Annotated in this window: 12 protein-coding genes; 7 read left to right on the plus strand and 5 right to left on the minus strand. The window is 70.0% G+C overall.

What is annotated here, in order from left to right; translation table 11 throughout:
• Positions 1-189: 189 nt before the first annotated feature.
• Entirely contained in the window at positions 190-1,755 is a 1,566-nt protein-coding gene (locus AC0NH5_RS04540; RefSeq protein WP_474400241.1) for an acyl-CoA mutase large subunit family protein, read from the minus strand.
• Positions 1,756-1,959: 204 nt separating this feature from the next.
• Here AC0NH5_RS04540 and AC0NH5_RS04545 point away from each other — a divergent pair, with 204 nt between their 5' ends.
• A complete protein-coding gene (locus tag AC0NH5_RS04545) occupies positions 1,960-3,858 on the plus strand; it encodes a serine/threonine-protein kinase (protein ID WP_474400242.1) in 1,899 nt (632 codons plus the stop codon).
• Between the two features lie 24 nt (positions 3,859-3,882).
• Complete coding sequence (locus AC0NH5_RS04550) at positions 3,883-5,532, plus strand: phospho-sugar mutase (RefSeq protein WP_474400244.1); 1,650 nt, start codon at positions 3,883-3,885, stop codon at positions 5,530-5,532.
• 169 nt (positions 5,533-5,701) lie between these two features.
• On the opposite strand, the gene AC0NH5_RS04555 is transcribed toward AC0NH5_RS04550, so the two are convergent.
• Genes AC0NH5_RS04555 through AC0NH5_RS04565 form a run of 3 tightly spaced genes read right to left on the minus strand, consistent with a single transcriptional unit; the run spans position 5,702 to position 10,896 of the window.
• A complete protein-coding gene (locus AC0NH5_RS04555) occupies positions 5,702-6,388 on the minus strand; it encodes a GOLPH3/VPS74 family protein (protein WP_474400246.1) in 687 nt (228 codons plus the stop codon).
• Positions 6,389-6,437: 49 nt separating this feature from the next.
• Complete coding sequence (locus AC0NH5_RS04560; RefSeq protein ID WP_474400248.1) at positions 6,438-7,361, minus strand: GT-D fold domain-containing glycosyltransferase; 924 nt, start codon at positions 7,359-7,361, stop codon at positions 6,438-6,440.
• A gap of 28 nt (positions 7,362-7,389) precedes the next feature.
• Positions 7,390-10,896: a bifunctional glycosyltransferase/CDP-glycerol:glycerophosphate glycerophosphotransferase gene (locus AC0NH5_RS04565; RefSeq protein WP_474400250.1), complete on the minus strand. Its 3,507-nt coding sequence runs from the start codon at positions 10,894-10,896 to the stop codon at positions 7,390-7,392.
• A 184-nt stretch (positions 10,897-11,080) separates the two neighbouring features.
• On the opposite strand from AC0NH5_RS04565, the gene AC0NH5_RS04570 reads away from it, so the two are divergent.
• Positions 11,081-11,569 carry an NUDIX hydrolase gene (locus tag AC0NH5_RS04570; protein WP_474400251.1) on the plus strand — a complete coding sequence of 163 codons (489 nt, stop codon included), beginning with the start codon at positions 11,081-11,083 and terminating at the stop codon, positions 11,567-11,569.
• Positions 11,570-11,861: 292 nt separating this feature from the next.
• Here AC0NH5_RS04570 and upp read toward each other — a convergent pair whose 3' ends face one another.
• Positions 11,862-12,494 (minus strand): uracil phosphoribosyltransferase, encoded by a 633-nt coding sequence (gene upp, locus AC0NH5_RS04575; RefSeq protein ID WP_474400253.1) that lies wholly within the window; start codon positions 12,492-12,494, stop codon positions 11,862-11,864.
• A gap of 60 nt (positions 12,495-12,554) precedes the next feature.
• Between upp and deoC the strand changes: the two genes are divergently transcribed.
• The 4 genes from deoC to AC0NH5_RS04595 all read left to right on the plus strand — a co-directional run bounded on the left by deoC (position 12,555) and on the right by AC0NH5_RS04595 (position 16,735).
• Positions 12,555-13,484 carry a deoxyribose-phosphate aldolase gene (gene deoC / locus AC0NH5_RS04580; RefSeq protein ID WP_474400254.1) on the plus strand — a complete coding sequence of 310 codons (930 nt, stop codon included), beginning with the start codon at positions 12,555-12,557 and terminating at the stop codon, positions 13,482-13,484.
• Between the two features lie 46 nt (positions 13,485-13,530).
• Positions 13,531-14,955 (plus strand): aldehyde dehydrogenase family protein, encoded by a 1,425-nt coding sequence (locus AC0NH5_RS04585; protein WP_474400367.1) that lies wholly within the window; start codon positions 13,531-13,533, stop codon positions 14,953-14,955.
• Positions 14,948-15,757 carry an aldehyde dehydrogenase family protein gene (locus AC0NH5_RS04590; RefSeq protein ID WP_474400255.1) on the plus strand — a complete coding sequence of 270 codons (810 nt, stop codon included), beginning with the start codon at positions 14,948-14,950 and terminating at the stop codon, positions 15,755-15,757. The genes AC0NH5_RS04585 and AC0NH5_RS04590 overlap by 8 nt, the downstream gene beginning before the upstream one ends.
• Before the next feature lie 108 nt (positions 15,758-15,865).
• Positions 15,866-16,735, plus strand: a complete 870-nt coding sequence (locus AC0NH5_RS04595) for a DNA primase (protein WP_474400256.1) — start codon at positions 15,866-15,868, stop codon at positions 16,733-16,735.
• Positions 16,736-16,760 lie beyond the last annotated feature (25 nt).

Raw genomic sequence — 16,760 nt, forward strand, 5'->3', positions numbered from 1 at the left:
TCGCAACGCGCGACAGCATAATCCGTTTTCGATCACGCTGTGTAACGGTCGGGTAAACATGCCGGCCCCGCGGTGCAGCGCTGCGAACGAGGTCATGCGGGCGCACGGGAGGTCGTCCCGGCCCGCCACCTCCTCAACTGGTAGTCGATCGCGGAGGTGACGCGACAGACTGGGAGTACGTCGTGCTGCTCAGAACCGTTCCACCGGGCGATGCACGCCCCATACCCCGCGCAGCGTGTGGCATACCTCCCCCACGGTGGCACGGAGACGCAACGCCTCTTTCATCAACGGTAGGACGTTCACACTTCCGGCGGCGCCCTTCGCCAGATCTGCCAGGGCGGCCTGGACGGCGGGGTCGTCGCGGTCGGCCCGCAGCCGGGCGAGGCGGGCCACCTGGGCGGCCTCGATCGCCGGATCGACCCGCAGCGGCTCGTACTTCTCCTCGGTGTCGGCGACGAACCGGTTGACCCCGACGACCACCCGCTCCGCCGCGTCGATCTCGGTGGCGATCCGGTACGCCGACGTCTCGATCTCGCCCTTCTGGAAACCCTGTTCGATGGCGTCGACCGCCGACCCGTACTCGAAGACCCGGTCGATCAGCGCGGTGGCCTCCTTCTCCACCGCGTCGGTCAGCGCCTCCACCGCGTACGACCCGGCGAACGGGTCGACGGTGCCGGTCAGCCCGCTCTCGTAGGCGAGCACCTGCTGGGTACGCAACGCGAGCCGGGCGGACTTCTCGGTGGGCAGGGCGAGCGCCTCGTCGTACGCGTTGGTGTGCAGCGACTGGGTGCCACCGGCGATCGCGCCCAGCGCCTGGACCGCCACCCGGATCAGGTTGACCTCCGGCTGCTGGGCGGTGAGCTGCACGCCCGCGGTCTGGGTGTGGAACCGCAGCATCATCGACTTCGGGTTCTTCGCGCCGAAGTCGTCGCGCATGATCCGGGCCCACATCCGCCGCGCAGCGCGGAACTTGGCGATCTCCTCGAGCAGTGTGGTGCGCGCCACGAAGAAGAACGAGAGCCGGGGTGCGAAGTCGTCCACCGCGAGGCCGGCGGCGATCGCGGCCCGCACGTACTCGATGCCGTTGGCCAGGGTGAAAGCAATCTCCTGCGCGGGCGACGCGCCGGCCTCGGCCATGTGGTACCCGGAGATGGAGATGGTGTTCCACTTCGGGATCTCGGTGCGGCAGTAGGCGAACGTGTCGGCGACCAGGCGCAGCGACGGCTTGGGCGGGAAGATGTACGTCCCGCGGGCGATGTACTCCTTCAGGATGTCGTTCTGGATGGTGCCCTGCAGCGCGCTGCCCGGCACGCCCTGCTCCTCGGCGACGAGCTGGTAGAGCAGCAGCAGCACCGAGCCGGGCGCGTTGATCGTCATCGACGTGGAGACCTGGTCCAGCGGGATGCCGTCGAACAGCTGCCGCATGTCGTCGATCGAGTCGATCGCCACCCCGACCTTGCCGACCTCGCCGTGCGCGATCGGATCGTCGGAGTCGTACCCCATCTGGGTGGGCAGGTCGAACGCCACCGAGAGGCCCATGGTGCCGGCCGCGAGCAGCTGGTGGTACCGCGCGTTGGACTCGGCCGCGGTGCCGAAGCCCGCGTACTGCCGCATGGTCCACGGCCGCCTCGTGTACATCGTCGGATAGACGCCACGGGTGTACGGGTATTCACCGGGCTGCTCGTCCCCGGTGTCCGCGGGCACGTCGGCGGGGCCGTACACCGGCTTGATCGGGAAACCCGACTCTGCGTTCACAGGTAGATCCTAATGCTCGTTCAGGCGGCCCACAGTGAGGGATTTGGCACCGAGCGTTCCGGTCGGAGCACCGTGGGCCATCCCCCGGTCACGCAGGGTCGAGAAGTAATTAACACTCCGGCCGCGACTTTTGTTACTCGGCCCGCAGCGGGCAAGATAGCGGGGTTGGCCGACAGCCCCTATACCCCCTCGGTGGCATCCTCAGTGACTCAGATTCCGACGTGGAGCGGTGGCAACAACGCTCCGATCAGCGGACGTGCAGCCCCGGGCACGCTCATCGGCGGGCGGTACACGCTGCGCGCCGCGGTGGGTCACGGCGGCATGGGAACGGTGTGGCGCGCGGCGGACACGCTGCTGCGCCGGGACGTGGCGATCAAGGAGGTCATCCTCCCGCCCGGCCTCGCCCCGAGCGACCGTGACGCGATGTACGAGCGGACCATGCGCGAGGCCCGCGCCGCCGCCGCTCTCCAGCACCCCGCCGTCGTCCAGGTCTACGACGTGGTCCACGAGAACGGCCGCCCCTGGATCGTGATGGAGCTGCTGGACGCCCGCAGCCTCGCCGACATGGTGATCGAGGACGGCCCGGTCAATCCGCGCGTGGTCGCCAAGATCGGCATCGCCCTGCTGGGCGCTCTCGAGGTCGCGCACGCCCACGGCGTGCTGCACCGGGACGTGAAGCCGGCGAACGTGCTGATCTGCCAGGACGGCCGGTGCGTGCTGACCGACTTCGGCGTCGCCCGGATGCCCACCGACATTCAGCTGACCACGCCGGGCATGGTGCTGGGCTCGCCGCACTTCATCTCGCCGGAACGGGCCATGGGCCACGAGTTCGGCCCGCCGAGCGACCTGTTCTCGCTCGGCGTGACGCTCTACACGGCCATCGAGGGCCGCCCGCCGTTCGACAAGGGCGACCCGATCGAGACCATGCACGCGGTGGTCGAGGACCCGCCGGCCCCGGTGGTCCGGGCCGGTTCGCTCGCCCCGGTGCTGATGGGCCTGCTGGAGAAGAACCCGGCCCAGCGGATGGACGTGCAGACCGCGCGCACCATTCTCCGCCAGCAGCTGGCCGGGCCGCTGGCCAGCAAGAGCCCGCCGCACATGATGACCGACCCGTACTCGGTGGTCTCCCAGCCGCGCCCGGTCAGCCCGGCGCCCGCGGAGACCCAGCCGATCCCGCCACAGCCGACCGGCCAGATCGGCGGCCGGGCCATGCTGCAGCCGGGCGAGTCGCTCACCGACCACCTGGCCAAGCTGGAGCAGCAGAACGCGGGCGGCGGGCGCCGTCGCGCCCCCGAGCAGGCCGCCGCGGCCGCGATGCCGACCGGCATGCTGCCCGCGCACCAGATCCCCTCCGCCGACCCGACGAGCGTCATCCCGCCGCAGAACTCGTGGACGCCGCACGCCCGCCCCGGCACCGTGGTGGCCAGCCCGTCGGTGAAACGCCGCCAGGCGATCGAGAACGTGACCCGGGTCGCCCGGGAGACCACCTCGAAGGCGGTCACCACGTTCCAGGGCTGGCCGCGCAACAAGCAGCTGATCTCCGGCGGCGCGGCCGCGGCGGTCGTGCTGATCCTGGTGCTGGTGTTCGCGTTCGCCGGCCGCGACGACAAGCCACCGGCGGAGCCTGCGGCCCAGCCGCCCGCGGCCCAGCCGGCCGCCGACGTCGAAACCCAGGACTACGAGGGCAACGCCGCGGTGAGCGTGAAGGTCCCGGCCGGCTGGACCCGGTCGGCCGGCGGCGTCTACGTCGACTACATCGACCCGGACAACAAGCTGCGCAAGGTGCGGGTCCTGGTGGAAAAGGGCTCGATTCCCCCCACCAAGTTCGTCAGTGAGACCGCGCCGGCCGGGCTGAAGAAGTCGAAGAACTGCCCGGCGCCGTTCACCGCGGTCGGCACCCAGCAGGTCGACGTCGCCGGCAACCCCGGCGCCGAGCTGGAATACACGTGCGGCAGCGGCGAGAACAAGCGGCACGGCATCTGGCGGATGACCACGGTGAACAAGAAGATGTACTCCTTCTACCTCACCACCACGGACGCCGACTTCGCCGACAGCAGGAAGTACTTCGACGCCATGGCCGAGAGCTTTCAGCTGAACCTGTGACGGCGGCTGTGCTATCAATCCCTGATGGCGTCCGAAGTTGATGTTGACCTGATCGCCCGGGCCGAGGCCTGGCTCGCCGACGACCCCGACCCGGTGAGCCGGGCCGAGCTGCGCGAGCTGATCGACGGCCTGCCGGCCACCGCGGCCGAGCTGCGGGACCGCTTCTCCGGGCCGCTCACCTTCGGCACCGCCGGGCTGCGCGGCCGGCTCCGGGCCGGCCCCAACGGCATGAACCTCGCGGTGGTCACCCAGGCGGCGGCCGGGCTGGTCGGCTGGCTGGCCGCACAGGGCGGGCAGGGACCGCTGGTGATCGGGTACGACGCCCGGCACGGCTCCCGGGAGTTCGCCGAACAGACCGCCCGGGTCGCGACCGGCGCCGGCCGTCCCGCCCTGCTGATGCCCCGCACACTGCCCACACCGGTCCTGGCGTACGCGGTGCGGGCCCTCGACGCGGTGGCCGGCGTGATGGTTACCGCCAGCCACAACCCGCCCGAGGACAACGGCTACAAGGTCTACCTGGGCCGGCAGCTGGGCGGACCGGCCGGGGACGGCGCGCAGATCGTGCCGCCGGCCGACGCCGGCATCGAGGCCGCCATCCGGGCGGCCGGCAGCCTGACAGCGGTCCCGCTGGGCGACCCGGGCACCCTTCTCGACGAGACGATCTTCCAGGGGTACGTCCGGAGCGCCGCCGCCGTGCTGTCCGAGGGCGGCCCCCGCGCCCTGAGCGTCGCGTACACGCCGTTGCACGGGGTGGGTGGGGAGACGGTGACCGCCGCGTTCACCGCCGCCGGATTCGCGCCTCCTGCCGTGGTCGCGGAGCAGGCTGAACCGGATCCGGCGTTCCCGACCGTGGCTTTCCCCAATCCGGAGGAGCCCGGCGCCATGGATCTGCTGCTGGCGCTCGCCGAAGCGACCGGAGCCGACCTGGCCATCGCGAACGACCCGGACGCGGATCGCTGTGCGGTGGCCGTCCCGCAGGCCGGCGGCACGTGGCGTGCTCTGCGCGGGGACGAGCTCGGCGTCCTGCTGGCCGACCACCTGATCCGCCGCGGGGTCCCCGGCCTCTATGCGACCACGATAGTCTCGTCCGCCCTGCTGGGCCGGATCTGCGCCGCCCGGGGGGTGCCCTATGCGGAGACCCTCACCGGGTTCAAATGGATCGTGCGGGCGGCGGAGGACCTGGCGTTCGGCTACGAGGAGGCGCTGGGGTACTGCGTCGCTCCGGGGATGGTCCGCGACAAGGACGGCATCACGGCTGCGCTGCGGGTGGCCGAGCTGGCCGCCGAGCTGAAGGCCGTGGGGCGCGGGCTCGGGGACCGGCTGGACGAGCTGGCCGTCGAGTTCGGCTTGCACGCCACTGACCAACTGTCGGTGCGCGTCGAGGACCTCGCCGAGATCGGCCGGGCCATGACGCGGGCGCGGCAGAATCCGCCGGAAATTCTGCTGGGGGCGCCGGTCGACGTGACCGACCTGCTGCCGGAGAACGATGTGTTGACGCTGCGCACGGCGTCGACACGTGTCGTGATCCGGCCGTCCGGGACCGAGCCGAAACTGAAGGCCTACCTGGAAGTGGTGGAGCCGGTGCGGGACGGCGATCTGCGGGCTGCCCGGGAGCAGGCGACGGAGGCTCTCGCGGTGCTGCGGAGAGAAGTCGCCACGGTCCTGGGAGTGTGACGCCCTCAACCGCAAGCTTGCGTGTGACCTTTCGGCGCGAAACGCACCCCAACTTCACACACCCACCCGCGGCGCAGATCCCCTGAGCCTTCCGCCGGAGGCGAAAGGCTGCCGGGAAACAGCGGCGGGAGAGCGGCAGCAACCGCTCTCCCGTCACACGAAGAAGAAATCAGACGATCTTGGGCGCACCGAGCGCGGCCGAGATCGCCTTGCCCAGCGTCGCCACCACCAGCGCCACGCTCGGCCGCACGATGGAGTCCTCCAGACTCACGTCCCCGACGAACCCGGCATTGCTGGCGATCTCCTGGAGCCGCGCGTGCGCCCGCTCGCTGTCTTCCTGCGGAAGCTTGAGCGCCGGCTCCATCCGGGCCGCCACCAGCAGGGTGGCCAGCGCGGCAGTGCGTTCGTCCGGCGGGGTGTCGCTGGTGAGCGCGGCTGCCAGGCGCTGCCGGATCTCGGCCTCGTAGGCGTGGTCGGTGGTCGGGTAGCGGTGCACGTGGATGACGCCCATCTGGGTCTCGTCCACGTCCTGCACCACGCCGCGGGCGCACAGATCCTCCAGGACCCGGGTGCGCAGCCGGTGCCGGAGGCGCTGCAGCCACTGCGCGGGGGTGTGCGGCTCCTCCGCCGACACCTTCTCCAGGACGGCGTCGGCCACCGGGTCGCCGAGCGGTGTGGCGTCGACCACCTTCAGGTAGCCGTCCGCCGCGTAGGCGATCCGGTTCGCCAGCGCCAGGTCGATCAGGATGGCCGCGGCCATGCCCAGGTCGAGCCCGATACGCGAGCCGGTCGCCTTACCGGTCTGGTCGTCGTACGCGAGGAGGAGAAGTTCCTCAGCGAGCGGGATGGGGGTCATATCACGCAACGATAGTGCTCCGGGTCACTCGTGCAGATCCTCAGGTCGGTCACTTCCGCTTGACGCCCAGCGACTCGGGCCAGGCGCCACCGTTGAAGACGTTGGCCCAGCTGTCGCTGATGTGCCCCACGTCGATCGCCCAGCGCCCCATCCGGGACAGCCAGGCGCTGACCAGCGTACCGGCCGGGCCGAGGGAGAGCAGGTACAGCTTCTCCGGGTCCTCGTCCTCCAGCACCTTCATCAGGCGGGGCAGGTCGGCGTACGCGTTGATCGGGGTGGAGTAGATGAACGAGCTGCTCTTGACGTTGTCGAAGAGCTGCGGGGTCAGCGTGAACCGGGAGTTCTCGCCGGTGATGATGCAGATGTCCCGGTCCTGCCAGACCTGCCGCCACATCTCGAGGCCACGGTCGCCGAGCTGCTGGAAGAAGATCGGCCGGGAGACGTGGCTGTTGCCGTATTTCAGGTCGGTGCGCAGCAGGGGCCGCACCTCGTGCCAGATGTCGACCCAGACGCCGGACCAGTGCAGGTTCCGGTACGGGTACGGGAAGCCCAGCATCAGGCGGTCCCGGTCGTACCCGTCGAAGCGCAGCACCTGGCGCAGCTCGGAGGCGAGACCCGGCGACCAGGGCTGGAACTTCAGGTTGAAGTCCGAGCGCAGCATCGTCTTGAACTCGCCGTCGCCGAACCGGGCGAAGCTCACCCGCTCGTCGATGATCCGCTGCACGGTGTCCTCGAACGTCAGCTGGTGCTCGCCGGTGAAGGCGATCACCTCGTTGATCACGTCCTTGGTCAGCAGGGTCCGGAAGACCTCGAGGTACTTGCGCTGCTCCTGCAGCTCCCACCGGATGTCGGTGAGCAGCTTCCGGTCCTCGGCCTGGCGCTTGCGCTCCTCGACCTTCCGCTTCTCCGCGGCTTTGCGCTTCTCCTCGGCGGCCTTGACGTCGGCCTCGGACTTGAAGACCTCACGAAACACTGCGTGTCCCTAGCGGTAGTCGATGGACTTAACGGATTCGGCGGCCGGCGGCGAGCATCGCGTCGGCCAGCCGGGCGGCGGCGTGCCCGTCGTCAAGGTCGCTGGCCCGCTCGGTGAACGCCTTGTAGCGGGTGGCGTACTGCTCGCGGACCTGGTCGGCGTCCCGGACCGCGTCGATCACCTCGTCCGAGGTGGCGAGCAGCGGTCCCGGCGCCTCCGCCTCGAAGTCGAAGTAGAAGCCGCGCAGGTTGTCCCGGTAGTTCTCCAGGTCGTACGTGAAGAACAGCATCGGCCGGCCGGTGCTGGCGAAGTCGAACATCACCGAGGAGTAGTCGGTGATCAGCACGTCGGCGATGGCCAGCAGGTCGGCCATGTCGGGGTAGGCGGAGACGTCGTAGACGAAGCCGTTGCCGGCGCCGCGGATCTCGTCGACCACGTTCGGGTGCCGCCGCACGAGCAGCACGTGGTCGTCGCCGAGCCGTTCCCGGGCCGCTTCCAGGTCGAGCATCATCGTGATCTTGTACTGGCCGCCGGCGTAGTACTCGTCGTCGCGCCAGGTCGGCGCGTAGAGCACCACCTTCTTGCCGGCCGGCAGGCCGATCCGGCCGCGCACGTCGGCGACGATGGCGTCGCGCTTCGCGCCCTCGGCGAAGAGGATGTCGTTACGCGGGTACCCGATCTCCAGCATCTCGCCCTTGTAGCGGAAGGCGCGGCGCAGGATCGGCGTGCTGAACGTGTTCGGCGAGACCAGGTGGCTCCAGTTCTGCGCCTCGGCCTCGAGCTTCTCGAAGTACTGCTTGTCGGCGAACTGCAGGTCCTCGATGTCGAAGCCGATCCGCTTGAGCGGGGTGCCGTGCCAGGTCTGGATGACGACCTGACCCTCACGCCGCTCGAACCAGCCGGGCAGGTGCTGGTTGGTGACGATGTAGCGGCTGGTGGCGAGCGCCTCGTACCACTCTTGGCGCCAGAGTGCGACAGCCCGGGCGGTCTCCGGCACCGCGGCCTGGCCGTCCGAGACCACCCAGAGGTGGCCCAGCGGCAGCCCGCGGGCGACCAGTTCCTCGTGCACCGCGCGCGGGCTGTCCGAGTATTGCCGGCCGGTGAAACTGTTGTAGAGCACCACGTCGCGCAGCGGGGTCTTGCGCATCCGCGGGTAGAGCTCGGTGCGGCTGCGCTGGCCGTTGGCCTTGCCGCGCTCCTCGTCGGTCAGCGCGGTCCGGACCCGGATCACGGTGCGCTGGTCGGTGAGCCACTCCAGGGTGACCCGCTGCGGATCGGCCGGATGCGACAGCGGCAGGTTGTCCAGCCCGCTCGCGGAGATCGGCAGCGGCCGGATCGGGCCGTCACCGACGCGGTGGAAGAGGTTCCAGGTGCCGGCGCGCAGCCGCACGTCCCAGCCGAAGCTCGGCACCCGCAACGGGTCCAGGTCCAGGGTCCAGGTGTCGCCGTCGATCTCCACCGGGAACGCGACGGTCTGCCGGGCGTTCGAGATCCGGGCGATCACGCACAGCTCGCTCCAGTCGCCCCCGGGCGGGACGGTGCCGGTCAGCCGGAAGCCCGAGCTGCCCGCGGCGATGCCGGTGAGCGCGGGAGACAGCGGCATCGCGGTGAGCACCGGGTGGCCTTTGCCGTCCGGCAGCAGGTTGATCATCCGGCCGTTCCGGTACAGCGGCGGCCAGGTGAAGAACTCGTGCACGGCCAGCCGGATCGGCGTGCTGTGCTCGTCGCCGGGCGCCAGCTCGACGTCCCAGCGCTCGCCCGGCTCACCCGGGAGCAGCTGCGGGTAGTCGGTGCCGGGCGGGGCCAGGTCGGTGATCGGCACCCGGAAGACGAACTCGTCGTCCTGGATGTCGACGGGGTAACTGCGCCAGACGATTCCCGAGGTGCGCGAGAGCCGTGCCGTCGCCGGCCGCCGGTTCGCCCCGGTCACCTGCCCGCGGATCTCCAGGTCGTCGCCGACCACGGCCCCGCCGGTGATTCGGGCGCCGACGTGCTCGACGTGCAGCTGCACCTTGCCATTGGTGATCACGGGGGTGACACGCACGTCCTTGTCGACGTACGTGCTGGTGAGTCGGATCGGGTTGGCGTGCTCGCCGATCGTCAGCGGGCCCTTGCTCTTCTGTCCCAGGCCGAGGACGCCGACCACCACGGTCCAGATGCCGTCGTGCCACTCGCCGTCCTCGCCGCGCAGCATCTGCACGTCGATCTCGGCGTCGAAGCCCGACCAGTCGTACGAGATGCTCGGGCTGCCGTGCACCGCGGTGGCGTCGATGCACCGGTGGTTGACCAGCGGCAGGCGCTTGGTCCGGCGCCCGTTCTCGTCGCGCAGCCAGAGCAGGCGGGTGGTCGACCAGGCGTGCGCGGCGGCCTGGCCGGGGATGAACGCGTGCCCGCGCAGGTGCAGCTTGTCGCCGCGCCACTGGGCGTCGTGCAGCCGGGTCCGCGGGCGGGGGATGCCGGCCAGGAACAGCGACCGCGGCACGTTCGGCAGGCGGTCCTCGAGGAACATCAACCGGTGGTACCGGCGCAGGCCCTTACGGACGATGCGGTGCCGGGACCGGACGGTCGGGATCATCTCCAGCAGCTCCGGCAGCATCCGGTTGCGCACCAGGCGCCACAGCACCCGGTTCGCCGCCGGCACTTCCTCCCAGACCCGCGCGTCGACGCCCTCCAGGTAGCGGTTGCAGCCGTCGAGGAAGATCTGGCGGTACTCGTCGCCGACCCGGGGCAGCTCCCGCATGAAGATCATCAGGTCGCCCTGCAGCACCGAGGCGTCGTAGATCCGCTTGATCTTGTGCTGCTTGTGCTTCGCCAGGAACTTGCTGACCTGCTCGACCCCGGCCAGCCGGTCGACGAAGCCGCGCACCTCGTCCCGCCGCTGGGTGATCGACTTGTCCTGGCCCTCGCGCTCGCGCCAGTAGTAGACCGGCACGTCCAGCACGTCGACCGTCTTCGCCAGCACGTGCGCCGGGACGATCACCGGGGTGTCCTCGTAGAGCACGCCCTCCGGGAAGGCCAGCTTGTGCTGATCCCAGAAGCTGCGGCGGAAGACCTTGTTCCACGCGGTGCGGTCGTCCATCAGCGAGGGCTGCTTGCTGACGTGGGTGCGCAGCGAGGTGGTGGCGAACGCGGTCCGGTGCAGACCGGACTGGTGCACCCCGCGGCTGGTGAGCCGCATGACGTTGCCGGAGGCGAAATCCGAGCCGGTCTCGGTGATCGAGGCGATCAGCAGCTCGGTGGCGGCCGGCGGGACGACGTCGTCGCTGTCGACGAACATCAGGAACTCCCCGGTGGCATGCTCCACACCGGTGTTCCGCGCCGCGCCCAGACCGGCGTTGGCCTTGGTCACCAACTTGAACCGAGAGTCACGACGGGCGAACGCCGCGGCGATCTCACCACTCTCGTCGGTCGACCCGTCGTCGACCATGATTACTTCGAGAGCCGAGTAGTACTGAGCGGCGATCGACTCGAGGCACTCGTCTAGGTACGGCGCCACGTTGTAGATCGGCACGACGACGCTCAGCACGGAATCCATCCCGTGACCCTCCTGATTCAATGCCCGGGACCGATGACTGGCGCGGGGTGCCCCGGCGCAACCCTACGCGCCGGCTGTTCGGCGAACGTTAGCAGACGCGCAAACCCCTACGTGAGGGCTGTTCATCACGTTCTGTAGCCCTGTGGCGGATTCGTCACCCGCACGATGCACTAGGGTCGTCCCGGTGCAGGCCATCGTCGCCACGCTGGGCTACGTCTTCTCCCCCGATCGTCGCAGCATCCTGATGATCCGCCGGGACGCGCGCCCGGACGACATCCACTTCGGCTATTACAACGGCCTCGGCGGCAAGGTGGAGCCCGGTGAGGACGTGGTCACCGGGCTGCGCCGCGAGATCCATGAGGAAGCCGGCATCCACTGCACCGGCGTCGACCTCGCCGGCACCATCTCCTGGCCCGGCTTCGGCCGCGGCGGCGAGAACTGGCTCGGCTTCCTGTTCCGGGTGACCGCCTGGACCGGCACCCCGCACACCGCCAACGACGAGGGCAGCCTGCACTGGATGGAGATCTCCGCGGTGCTGGCCGGGGAGGTGCCGATGTGGGAGTCCGACCGGCACTTCCTGCCGCTGGTCTTCGCCGACGAGCCGTCGGTCTTCCACGGCGTGATGCCGTTCGCCGCCGGCAAGGCGCAGAGCTGGTCCTACACCACGACCTGACCGGCTGCGTGGGGACTTGCGGTGCGGAGCGCACCCGAAGTTCACACACCACAGTGCGGGTGCGTGTGAACTACGGGTGCGGAGCGCACCCGTAGTTCACACGCTGCGGGTCGCGTCGGCCGGAGGGCGCGCTGCGGCCTGGAGTTGCAGGGGGTCGCGGTGTGGCCCCGGGCGGGGTGGCTGCGGTTGGGGAGTTGTGGGCGTACGACCGCAGGGCCGGAAAGAGGAAGCACCCGCGGCCTGGAGAGGCGACGGGTGCTGGTGATCGCGCAGCGTGGCGGGAGCCGGTGGGTCAGAAGCGGCGCATCCCGCCGAACTGGCGGTCGCCCGCGTCGCCGAGGCCGGGCACGATGTAGGCCTTGTCGTTGAGCCCCTGGTCGATGGAGGCGGTGACCAGGCGCAGCGGCAGGCCGGAGTCACCGAGGCGGTCGATGCCCTCGGGGGCGGCCAGGACGCAGCAGATGATGATGTCGGTGCAGCCGCGGTCGGCGAGCAGCTTGCAGCAGTGCAGCAGCGAGCCGCCGGTGGCGAGCATCGGGTCGAGGACCAGGACCGGGCGGCCGGTGAGGTCGCCGGGCAGGGACTCCATGTATGCCCGGGGCTCGAGCGTCTTCTCGTCGCGGGCCAGGCCGACGAAGCCCATCGAGGACTCGGGGAGCAGGCCGAGCGCGGCGTCGGCCATGCCGAGACCGGCGCGCAGGACCGGCACGATCAGCGGCGGGTTGGCCAGCCGGGTGCCCTCGGTGGGGGCGACCGGGGTCTCGATCGCGTACTTCTCGATGGCGAAGAGCCGGGCCGCCTCGTAGACGACCATGGTGGTCAGCTCGTGCAGCGAGGCACGGAAGACGCCCGAGTCGGTGTCGGCGCGGCGCATCGCGGTGAGCCGGGTCTGGGCCAGCGGGTGATCTACGACAAGGACGTCCACGCCGCCCAACCTACCGGTCAATCAAGATCAACTGGCAACCCCCCGCGTAGAATCGCCTTCATGACTGTGACAGCAGCCACCGAGCTGTCCGATCTCCGCTCCTTCCTGCACGGATTGCCCGGAGTCGACAAGGTCGGCGTCGAGGCGCGGGCCGCTGCGCTGGGCACCCGGTCGGTCAAGACGAGCTCCAAGGCCAAAGCCATCGACCTCGCGATCCGGATGGTCGACCTGACCACCCTGGAGGGCGCCGACACCCCGGGCAAGGTGCGCGCGCTCTGCGCCAAGGGGAGGCGGCCGGACCCGGCCGACCCGACGTGCCCGCCGGTCGGCGCGATCTGCGTCTATCCGGCCATGGTCGAGGTGGCCGCGGCCGCGCTGGCCGGCTCGGGCGTGCACCTGGCCAGCGTCGCGACCGCGTTCCCGTCCGGACAGGCGCCGCTCGCCGTGAAGCTGGCCGACACCCGCGCCGCCGTCGAGGCCGGGGCCGACGAGATCGACATGGTGATCAGCCGGGGCCGGTTCCTGGCCGGGGACTACCGCGCGGTGTTCGACGAGATCGTCGCGATCAAGGAAGCCTGCGGCGGGGCCCACCTCAAGGTGATCCTGGAGACCGGGGAGCTGGCCACCTACGACAACGTGCGGCGCGCGTCCTGGCTGGCGATGCTGGCCGGCGCCGACTTCATCAAGACGTCCACCGGCAAGGTCTCGGTGAACGCGACCCTGCCGGTGACCCTGGTCATGCTCGAGGCCGTCCGGGACTTCCGGGAGCGGCACGGGCGGCAGGTGGGCGTGAAGCCGGCCGGCGGGATCAAGACCACCAAGGACGCCATCAAGTACCTCGTGATGATCAATGAGACGGTCGGCGACGACTGGCTCGACCCGGACTGGTTCCGGTTCGGCGCCTCGTCGCTGCTCAACGACCTGCTCATGCAGCGGACCAAGCTCACCACCGGCCACTACGCCGGTCCGGACTACTTCACCCTGGACTGAGCCTTCTAGGCGGCTTCGCCGCACTGCAAGGGAACCCCACATGCAGATGTTCGAGTACGCACCGGCACCGGAATCCCGCTCCGTGGTGGAGATCGCCTCCTCCTACGGACTGTTCATCGACGGCGAGTTCGAGCCGGCCAAGGACGGCGGCGCCTTCAAGACCGTCAACCCGGCCACCGAGGAGGTCCTCGCCGAGGTCGCCATGGCCGAGCCGGAGGACGTGGACCGGGCCGTGGCGGCGGCCCGCCGGGCGTTCGGCCCCTGGTCGGCGCTGCCCGGCTCGGAACGCGCGAAATACCTGTTCCGGATCGCCCGGATCATCCAGGAGCGCTCGCGCGAGCTGGCGGTGCTGGAGTCGCTCGACAACGGCAAGCCGATCAAGGAGTCGCGGGACGTCGACCTGCCGCTGGTCGCCGCACACTTCTTCTACTACGCGGGCTGGGCCGACAAGCTGGCGTACGCGGGGTTCGGCGCCGACCCGAAGCCGCTGGGCGTGGCCGGCCAGGTCGTGCCGTGGAACTTCCCGCTGCTGATGCTGGCCTGGAAGATCGCTCCCGCACTGGCCACCGGCAACACCGTGGTGCTCAAGCCGGCCGAGACCACGCCGCTGTCCGCGTTGTTCTTCGCCGACGTCTGCCGGCAGGCGGGGCTGCCGGCGGGCGTGGTGAACATCATCACCGGCGCCGGCGACACCGGGGCCCACCTGGTGCAGCACCCGGACGTGAACAAGGTGGCCTTCACCGGGTCGACCGAGGTGGGCCGGCAGATCGCCCGCACGGTGGCCGGCACCGGCAAGCGGCTGACCCTGGAGCTGGGCGGCAAGGCGGCGAACATCGTCTTCGACGACGCGCCGATCGACCAGGCGGTCGAGGGCATCGTGAACGGCATCTTCTTCAACCAGGGGCATGTCTGCTGCGCCGGTTCGCGGCTGCTGGTGCAGGAGTCGATCGCCGAGGAGCTGCTCTTCTCGCTGAAGCGCCGGATGGCCACGCTGCGCGTCGGCGACCCGCTGGACAAGAACACCGACGTCGGTGCGATCAACTCCGCTGCGCAATTGGCGCGTATTACCGAATTGTCGGAAATAGGTGCCAGTGAGGGCGCCGAGCGCTGGTCGCCGGCGTGCGAGTTGCCGGACCGGGGCTTCTGGTTCGCGCCGACGATCTTCACGGGCGTGACCCAGGCCCACCGGATCGCCCGCGAGGAGATCTTCGGGCCGGTGCTGTCGGTGCTGACCTTCCGGACCCCGGCCGAAGCGATCGAGAAGGCCAACAACACGCCGTACGGCCTGTCCGCCGGCATCTGGACGGAGAAGGGCTCGCGGATCCTGTCGGTCGCCGACAAGCTCCGGGCCGGCGTGGTGTGGGCCAACACCTTCAACAAATTCGACCCGGCGTCGCCGTTCGGCGGTTACAAGGAGTCCGGTTACGGCCGGGAGGGTGGCCGGCACGGCCTGGAGGCTTACCTTGCCTAGACTTTCCGTTCGCAAGACGTACAAGCTCTACATCGGCGGCAAGTTCCCGCGCAGCGAGTCAGGACGGACCTTCGTGGTGAACGGCGACAACGTGGCCCTCGCCTCCCGCAAGGACGCCCGGGACGCGGTGGTCGCGGCCCGCGGCGCCCAGCCGAAATGGGCCGGCGCGACCGCCTACAACCGCGGTCAGGTGCTGTACCGGATCGCCGAGATGCTGGAGGCCCGGCGCGCCGAGTTCGTGGCACTGGGCGTGCCGGCGGCCGAGGTGGACGCCGCGGTGGACCGCTGGGTCTGGTACGCGGGCTGGTCCGACAAGATCGCCCAGGTGGCCGGCGGCGCCAACCCGGTCGCCGGGCCGTTCTTCAACATCTCCGCGCCGGAGCCCACCGGCGTGGTCGCGGTGGTCGCCCCGGACTCGCTGCTCGGCCTGGTCAGCGTCATCGCCCCGGCCGTGGTGACCGGCAACACCGTGGTGGTCATGGCCGCCGGCCCCCAGGTCGCGATCACCCTGGCCGAGGTGCTGGCCACCTCGGACGTGCCCGGCGGCGTGGTCAACATCCTCACCGGCGGGTACCCGGAGACCGCACCCTGGCTGGCCGCCCACGCCGATGTGAACGCCGTCGACCTGACCGGGGTGGCCGACGCGGGCCTGGCCGCCGAGCTGGAACGGGCCGCCGCGGGCACGCTGAAGCGGGTGGTCCGCCCACCGGCCGGTGGCACCGGCTTCACCGGTGACCCGGGGCTGCGCCCGATGACCGCTCTCCTGGAGACCAAGACCGTCTGGCACCCGAAGGGCCACTGAGTTGGCGGCGACACCGGGGACGGGGCGGCTGTCACACAGCGTTGCCGACTAGGGTGTGTGCCCAGAGTCACCCGTCCCGCCACCCCCAGAACACCCGGAGGTCTTACCGTGACCAGCCAGTCCGACGAGCCCGAGGCGTCCGCGCCCGTGGCCGAGAAGTCCTCGACCGACGGGGGTGCCGGTCGGGAGCTGTGGGAGAGCGTCCGCATCCAGCCGGTGGAGATCGCTCTGCCTGGCGGCGTCGGCCTGACCCTGCGGGCGTACCGGAAGGCGTCCGAGCTGACGCCGACCGAGATCGAGGTCGATGAGGACGACCCGTTCGAGAACCGCAAGCGCGCCCTCGCCGTGGACGAGGACGACGAAGAAGGCGTCATCGTCGACGAGGAGTACGAGGCGTTGCTCGCCGAGAACTCCGAGAAGGGTGATGCCGACGAGCCCGATCCGGCTGACTTCAAGGACGAGCCGGAGGAGGTGGCTGCCAAGGAGGGCGATGAGGAAGTGCCCATGTTCCTCAGCCACAAGGGCCGTCTGCTTGCTTTCAAGAGCGCCGAACCGCTGGTCTCCTTCCTTCGTTCGGGTGCACCGCACGATCTCGCACAATTGGACACCTGGGACACCGTCGTGGAGCGGGTAGAGTCGAGCGACATCGACCCGCTGCCGGAAGATCGCTACGAGCTCGACCTCGTGGTGGAGAACCTGCGTGGCGGTCACGACACGTGGGACCTACCGCTGCTCATCGCCGCTGGTGAAGTGGCCCGAGACCTGGGTTATGCGCTCCGCCTCAAGCCGGTGATCCTGGCGCTGTCGCCCGGCTCACCGCTCGACGACCTCGACAACTCGCTCCGCGCCGCGGAAAGTGGCGGAATGGGCGGTTTCTTCGGCCGTCGGCGATTGAAGAAAATCGGCGCGCAACAGGCGAGTTTGGGCTGGCGCTCCGTCATCGGCAAGATCTCTGCTGCTGTGGACTGGCGTGACTGACCGATTACCAGGGAACATCAGTCCT

Source organism: Actinoplanes sp. 13, from assembly GCF_056134165.1.

Coding starts and splice junctions, on each gene's coding strand:
- AC0NH5_RS04550 (WP_474400244.1), top strand. CDS start 3,883: ATGGCGTCCGAAGTTGATGTTGACCTGATCGCCCGGGCCGAGGCCTGG.
- AC0NH5_RS04555 (WP_474400246.1), bottom strand. CDS start 6,388: ATGACCCCCATCCCGCTCGCTGAGGAACTTCTCCTCCTCGCGTACGAC.
- AC0NH5_RS04565 (WP_474400250.1), bottom strand. CDS start 10,896: ATGGATTCCGTGCTGAGCGTCGTCGTGCCGATCTACAACGTGGCGCCG.
- deoC (WP_474400254.1), top strand. CDS start 12,555: ATGACTGTGACAGCAGCCACCGAGCTGTCCGATCTCCGCTCCTTCCTG.
- AC0NH5_RS04585 (WP_474400367.1), top strand. CDS start 13,531: ATGTTCGAGTACGCACCGGCACCGGAATCCCGCTCCGTGGTGGAGATC.